We start from the raw sequence: 5,701 nt of genomic DNA on the forward strand, positions 1-5,701 counted from the left end.
AACCGACTTCAAGCGAAACACAGGTTTATATTGCATCCGGACGCTTGCTTCTTCGGCAGATCTGCAATAATCAAACGCCGTATTTATTAGCCGTTAAGTAAGCCTCTATCTCAAAATGGTTCTTAGACAGCCTCTAAGGCTTGAGTCATCCCGTCGAGAAAAAACGCTTCCGCCTTTTCTTTGTTCCCGTGACGGTATGGGGTGGCTACCAATTCCTCAGCTTTTGGCACCGCCAGTGTGGCAAAAAGGTCAGGGAAAATTGGTTTCAAAGCGCGGCGCAGCCAAACGTAGAAAAAGTCAGATAGGTCGGCGTAACCGATATTGTCATAGTAAGGGGGATCGGTGGAAACGACTCGGTTTAGGATCTCAACCTGAGTTGCATCCTCCTGCTTTGCGTTTCCGAAACCGAAACCAGGAAGCCCTTCAATCGCCTTCCTTAAATACTGAATATTAATATCGAAGGCGCCGCCAGCTGTCGAGAAGGGGTTGGTTTCAGCAAAGTCCCATGTCATAGGCAAAGCTTGTCTCAAGAATACTTGTTTCGCTAACTCGTCCTTCGGATGCGAACTCCAAACGCAGAGAGTTGCCGAATAATTCACCATGCGACTAACCGCGCAGGCTAGGTAAACGGCAATGCCGTCAGCATTCTTATTATTGATTATTGCGTCAATCTTTCCTTCGTCGCAGTGGTCGCCAGTTAACGCGTGCCGCTTAACGTGCTCGCTTACCTCCGTTACTAGATCGGAAAAAGTTGTCAGAGCTACGAGCTGTCGGAGGGTGAAGAGGTCTCCCCACTTTTCAAGCCCGTAGGGAACACAAGTTCCTCCGGTTAAGCGAGCAGGTACGTCACCCTCGGGTCTCCACTCGGGTTCTGCCTGCCGTGCGATAGTCTCCATCGCATCAGTGGGAGACAAATAGACTCGCTGGCGCACGCCCTCAGCGGCAATAGCCATTAACCGCATACCCAAACGTTTAGCCTTTCCTTCAGTCTTGATGTAGTCACCTGAGATCGGTGCGTTCGACATAAGACAACGGAAATTCGCTCCGGCCAGTTTCGTGCCATTGTTTGCGGCATCCCTATCTTGGGGCTGACCGACCTTCACAATGAATCGATAACAGTCTCCGTCAACAACCGGCTCGATATACGCTTCCTTGCCTGGCTTAGTAGAGAGCATAAAGGTCGATGCCAGCGGAACATCCACATGGGCAAATGCCGGATTCGGACTTTTCACCGTCCGCGCCCAGATCCATGCAATCACCGTGAGCTTCTTTCCCACATAGGGCTTGAGATCCGGCCGCGGATTACTCGAATCCTTAGCCATCTCTGCGGTGACTTGAACCGGCGGATACAAATGGCCGATCCGCTTAAACGCCTCCTCCCGCATCCAGTGCCCATAGCGCCTGACATCCTCGGCGAGCCCAGTCGCGCCGGGCCAATCCTGGCGATCAAGCCGCAACTGCCGCGGACCGTCCGGGATCGGCCCCACCGGGTGGTGTCCGGCAAATCGGGGCGGAATCTCGATCATGGCCTTGTTGATCAGCACAGCCACCGGGTTCAGGTCGGTGGCATAGGCCTCGAGTCCCAGTCGCTGGGCCTCCAGCGGGATGGAGCCGCCGCCGGCAAAGGGGTCGTGGAAGGCGGGCAGCTTGTCCGGGTCGAAGCCAGGCTTACCCTTGTTCAGCTCGCAGGTCTCCCGCCAAGAGGCACGGATGGCCTCGCGGGCGCGCTCCAACACAGATTCGTTGTTGGTGTTCTCCCACTTCACCAGGTCACGGATGATGTCGAACAGCCGCTCCCGCTCCTCATCCGCCTGGGCCTTGGTCTTGCCAGCGTACCAGCCCCGCTCGCCCCCCGGGTCGTTGACCAGTTGGGCAAACAGTACCGCCCGCGCCGCGGCCAGGGGCCGGCGGGCCCACCACAGGTGCAGGGTGCTGGGGTGGCCGTGACGGATGGATTTCTCGCGCGCCGAGGCGACGTTGATGTCGTCCAGGGGCAGGGCGACTTCGATGAGCTTCTTGGGGGCTTTGATGTTCTGGCTCATGGCGTCAGTCCTTGAGGTCGAGCAGTTGAATGAGCACCGCGCGCACGGCCCTGGCGTCGGTCGGGCCGAGTCGGCCGAGCCGTCCGCGGATGAGCGCGTGGTCGAGGGTGAAGAGTTTCATGCGCACCAGGGAGGGGGTCGGTAACCCGGCTGCCGTGAGATCCTGAATCGGCACGTCCAGCGGCCAGGCACTGTGCTTGGCCGAGGTGATCATGGCCAGCACGCTGTGACCGGCGGGTGTACCGAAGGCGGCGGCGCCCGACAGAATCAGGGCCGGCCGGACCTTGGTGGCGTCGCGATCGGTGAAGGGGAAGGGCACCCGCACGACGGCCATTGATTCATCAGGGGGCTCATCGGTGAGTTCAAAGGTCACGGTAGGCGGCCTCGTCTTCGGCTGAGGCCCATTCGCTCAAGGTGCCTTCCACCGCCTTGAGATAGTCCAGGTCCAAGGGACGGACACGCCGCACCGTGACCTTGCCGTCGGCGGCCAGGTCCCAGGCCAGCAAGTCCCCCGGACCGGCCTGGAGCGCCTTGCGGACCTCCTGGGGGATGGTGGTCTGGCCTTTGCTGGTGATTTTGGCGAGTGCGGTCATGGTTGAAACCTGGAAGGACGCATTACGTCCTTACATTCTAGCGCGAACGCGGGTCGGGCAGGCAGGCGATCCGGGCACGCATTGGGCAGGCCCTGGGGCCAGTTACAGCCGGGGACTGGGCGACACGGCACCCGCGAGCAGGTCGGCGAGTCTGTAGTTGATGCTGGCGACCCCGAAATCCGGTTCCTGGCGGAAGGGATTGCGGATGTAGTGCGGCCCCTCGTGCCCGTCCCCATCCACGATCACGATGGCGAGGATGAACTTGTCCGCCTGGTTGAGCCCGTAAAGGATCTCGTTGCGGCTGATAGTGACGGTGTCCGCGCCCTTGACGCGGCCTTTGACCTCGATGTGGCGGTCCACGGGCAATTTGCCGTCCTGGATGGGGGGGCGGGCCGTCAGGTCCCAGCCGCATTTCTCGGCGGAGACGTCGAAGACGGTGTGTCCCAGGGCGCGTTCGGCGTCGATCACGGCCTGCATGGCGATGCGTTCGATCCGGGCGCGGGCGGCGGCATCCACCGGTGAAAAGGCCGCGCTCTCCGGCAACTGGCGCTGATCCAACAGGCCTTGGGGGATGACGAGTGCCCCGCCGATAACCACCGGGGTGGCAGAGACCACATGCCGCTGGTCGGCCAGTTCCCGTTTGCGTTGCTCCAGGCGTGCGGTCAGTTCCTCGACGCGGCGGCGGGCCATCTCAGGCTGAACCTGGGGTTGCTTGCCGGCGGCCACGTCGTCGGTGAGCTTGATGTAGCGGTCCGACCAGTAGCTGATTTCTTTGATCAGGCGTTCGTTGACGGCCCCGAGGATCTTGTCTACCTGGCGCTCGCGGCGCTCCCGCACCTCTTGGTAATGCTCCGGCACCAGGCGGGCGATGGCGTGGGCCAGGGCGGTCTGTTCCAAACCGCCCTGGTCAGGGCTGGTGATCCAGGGAGCGGTGAGGATGTCCTGCACGCCCGCCCGGTCGGCGTCGGCCAGCGGCACGAGGTCGAGGTGGGGGGCCCAGCCGGCGAACGCGGCGGTACCGTCCGGGGCGATGGAGACGAACTGAAGGCGGCGCGAGACGGTGCGCGGCGGATCACTGGCGGCCTCGCGCACCGTGTGCTCGATCATGAAGAGGACCCGCGGCACGGTGCCCTCGTCGCTGGGATCGAGCAGGATGGCGCCCTGCTTGAGCTTGCCGCGGTGGGACTCGAGCACCAGGTCGGTGACGGCGTGCATCAACGGATGGGCTGGGTGTACCAGGCTGGCCATCGGCTTGCCGTCGACGCGGATGCGGTCCTTCTCGAAGCAGATACGCTCGTAACCCTTGAGCACCGGGGTGCGGGTCTCGCCGATCACGCGGTCACGGGTGCGGATGACAGCGGGGACGTGACGGATCTCGAACCGGCCGGGCTCGCGGGGGCGCAGTTCGCCACCCAGGGCCTGGAAGGCTTCGCTGAAGAAGGCGCGGATGAAGTAGGGCTGGAGCTTGCGGGCCTCGGCCTTGTCCATCTCCTCTTTGATGGCGTACAGGTCTTCCATGCGCATGGTCTGCTCGACCAGGGCGTTACGCCCGATGATGGCGCGCAGGTGGTCGGTGTCTAAGGCCCCCTCGATGACCTGGTTCAGCCGGGCCTTGGTTTCGGGGCTCTCGCCGTAGCGGATGGCCTCGATCAGCAGGTCGCGCAGCGACAGGTTATCGAAGGCCTCGCCCAGGATGTCGAAGACGCGCCCACCCAGTGCCGCGCGTTCCACCTCCAGCTTGTCGAACAGTTTTTGGAAGACATCGCCCTCGCGGGTTTGGTTGGCGACCATGTTCCACAGGTGGCACACCTCGGTCTGGCCGATGCGGTGGATGCGCCCGAAGCGTTGCTCCAAGCGGTTGGGATTCCACGGCAGGTCGTAGTTGACCATGAGGTTGGCGTTCTGGAGATTGACGCCTTCACCCGCGGCATCGGTGGCCACCAGGACCAGCACGGCGGGGTCGAAGCGGAACGCTTCCTGGGTCTTGCGGCGATCGTCGCGGTTGATGCCGCCGTGGATGGCGACGACGGCATCGGGGCTGCCGAGCAGCCCTTGGATGCGGGCCTGAAGGTAGTTGAGCGTGTCGCGGTGTTCGGTGAAGAGGATGAGCTTGCGGCGGGTGCCGGCCGCGGTACACATCAGGGTGTGGTCTTGCAGGAGGCGGGAGAGCTCATCCCACTTGCGATCCTGGCCGGAGTGGACCACGCCCTTGGCCTGGGCTTCGAGCCAGGTGAGGGTGCCGATCTCGCTTTTGAGCTCGTCAATGGTGCGGGCGGTGGTGGCCTGGTCGAGCACGTCCTCGGCCCAGGCCTCGTACTCGCCGCCGGTCAGTTCGTCGTCGGCGTCGAGGATGTCCTCGGGCACGTCCTTGGCGTTATAGGTGCCCAGGGTCTCGGCGACGTGGTTGCCGTGTTGGTTGATCTGCTCCTCACGCAGGCGCGATTCGAGCTTCTGGCGGCGGCGTTTGAGTGATTGATAGATGGCCTCGGGGCTGGATGCGAGCCGGCGCTGCAGCAGGGTGAGCGCAAAGCCGACGGTGTTCTTGCGCTTGCCGTCCAGGTTATCCGCGCGGTTCATCTCGTTGCGGACATAGTCGGTGACGGCCGTGTAAAGGGCGTCTTCCGGTCCTGAGAGGGTGTAGTTGACCGTGTAGGCGCAGCGCTCGGGGAACAGCGGGGTACCGTCGAACTTGAGGAGGTCTTCCTTGACCATGCGCCGCATCATGTCGGACACGTCCACCTGGTGGGCACCCTCGCGGAACTTGCCATAGAAGCGGTCGGCGTCCAGCAGGGACAGCCAGACCTGGAAGTCCGCTTCCTTGCCGTTGTGGGGGGTGGCGGTCATCAGGAGGAAGTGGCGGCAGATCCCACCGAGCAGCTCGCCGAGCAGGAACCGCTTGGTCTTGTTGACCTTGTTGCCGAAATAGTGGCTCTCTGGGATCTCAGTAGGTCGCATAGTTTCTCAAAAACAGCAGGATAGAGCGGTTACACAAAAAGAAAACGGCTCTATGGCAACGTCTGAAAATAGCGTAAGCCTCTGATATAAAGGTTCGGCAGAGCAGTAATC

At 62.1% G+C, this 5,701-nt stretch carries 4 protein-coding genes; all 4 read right to left on the bottom strand.

All coding sequences use genetic code 11. From position 1 onward, the window contains the following. Positions 1 to 122 precede the first annotated feature (122 nt). Positions 123 to 2,042 (bottom strand): DUF1156 domain-containing protein, encoded by a 1,920-nt coding sequence (locus QZX93_RS05950; RefSeq protein WP_295383863.1) that lies wholly within the window; start codon positions 2,040 to 2,042, stop codon positions 123 to 125. 4 nt (positions 2,043 to 2,046) lie between these two features. Continuing rightward, on the bottom strand, positions 2,047 to 2,415 hold the full coding sequence (locus tag QZX93_RS05955; RefSeq protein ID WP_295383864.1) for a type II toxin-antitoxin system PemK/MazF family toxin: 369 nt from the start codon (positions 2,413 to 2,415) through the stop codon (positions 2,047 to 2,049). Next, a complete protein-coding gene (locus tag QZX93_RS05960; protein WP_295383865.1) occupies positions 2,405 to 2,635 on the bottom strand; it encodes a type II toxin-antitoxin system PrlF family antitoxin in 231 nt (76 codons plus the stop codon). Before QZX93_RS05960 ends, QZX93_RS05955 begins: the two co-directional genes overlap by 11 nt. Positions 2,636 to 2,737: 102 nt before the next feature. Then, positions 2,738 to 5,590 (bottom strand): helicase-related protein, encoded by a 2,853-nt coding sequence (locus QZX93_RS05965; RefSeq protein WP_295383866.1) that lies wholly within the window; start codon positions 5,588 to 5,590, stop codon positions 2,738 to 2,740. Between the last annotated feature and the right edge of the window lie 111 nt (positions 5,591 to 5,701).

The sequence above is a fragment of the uncultured Thiodictyon sp. genome, assembly GCF_903946935.1.
Taxonomy (GTDB): Bacteria; Pseudomonadota; Gammaproteobacteria; order Chromatiales; family Chromatiaceae; genus Thiodictyon.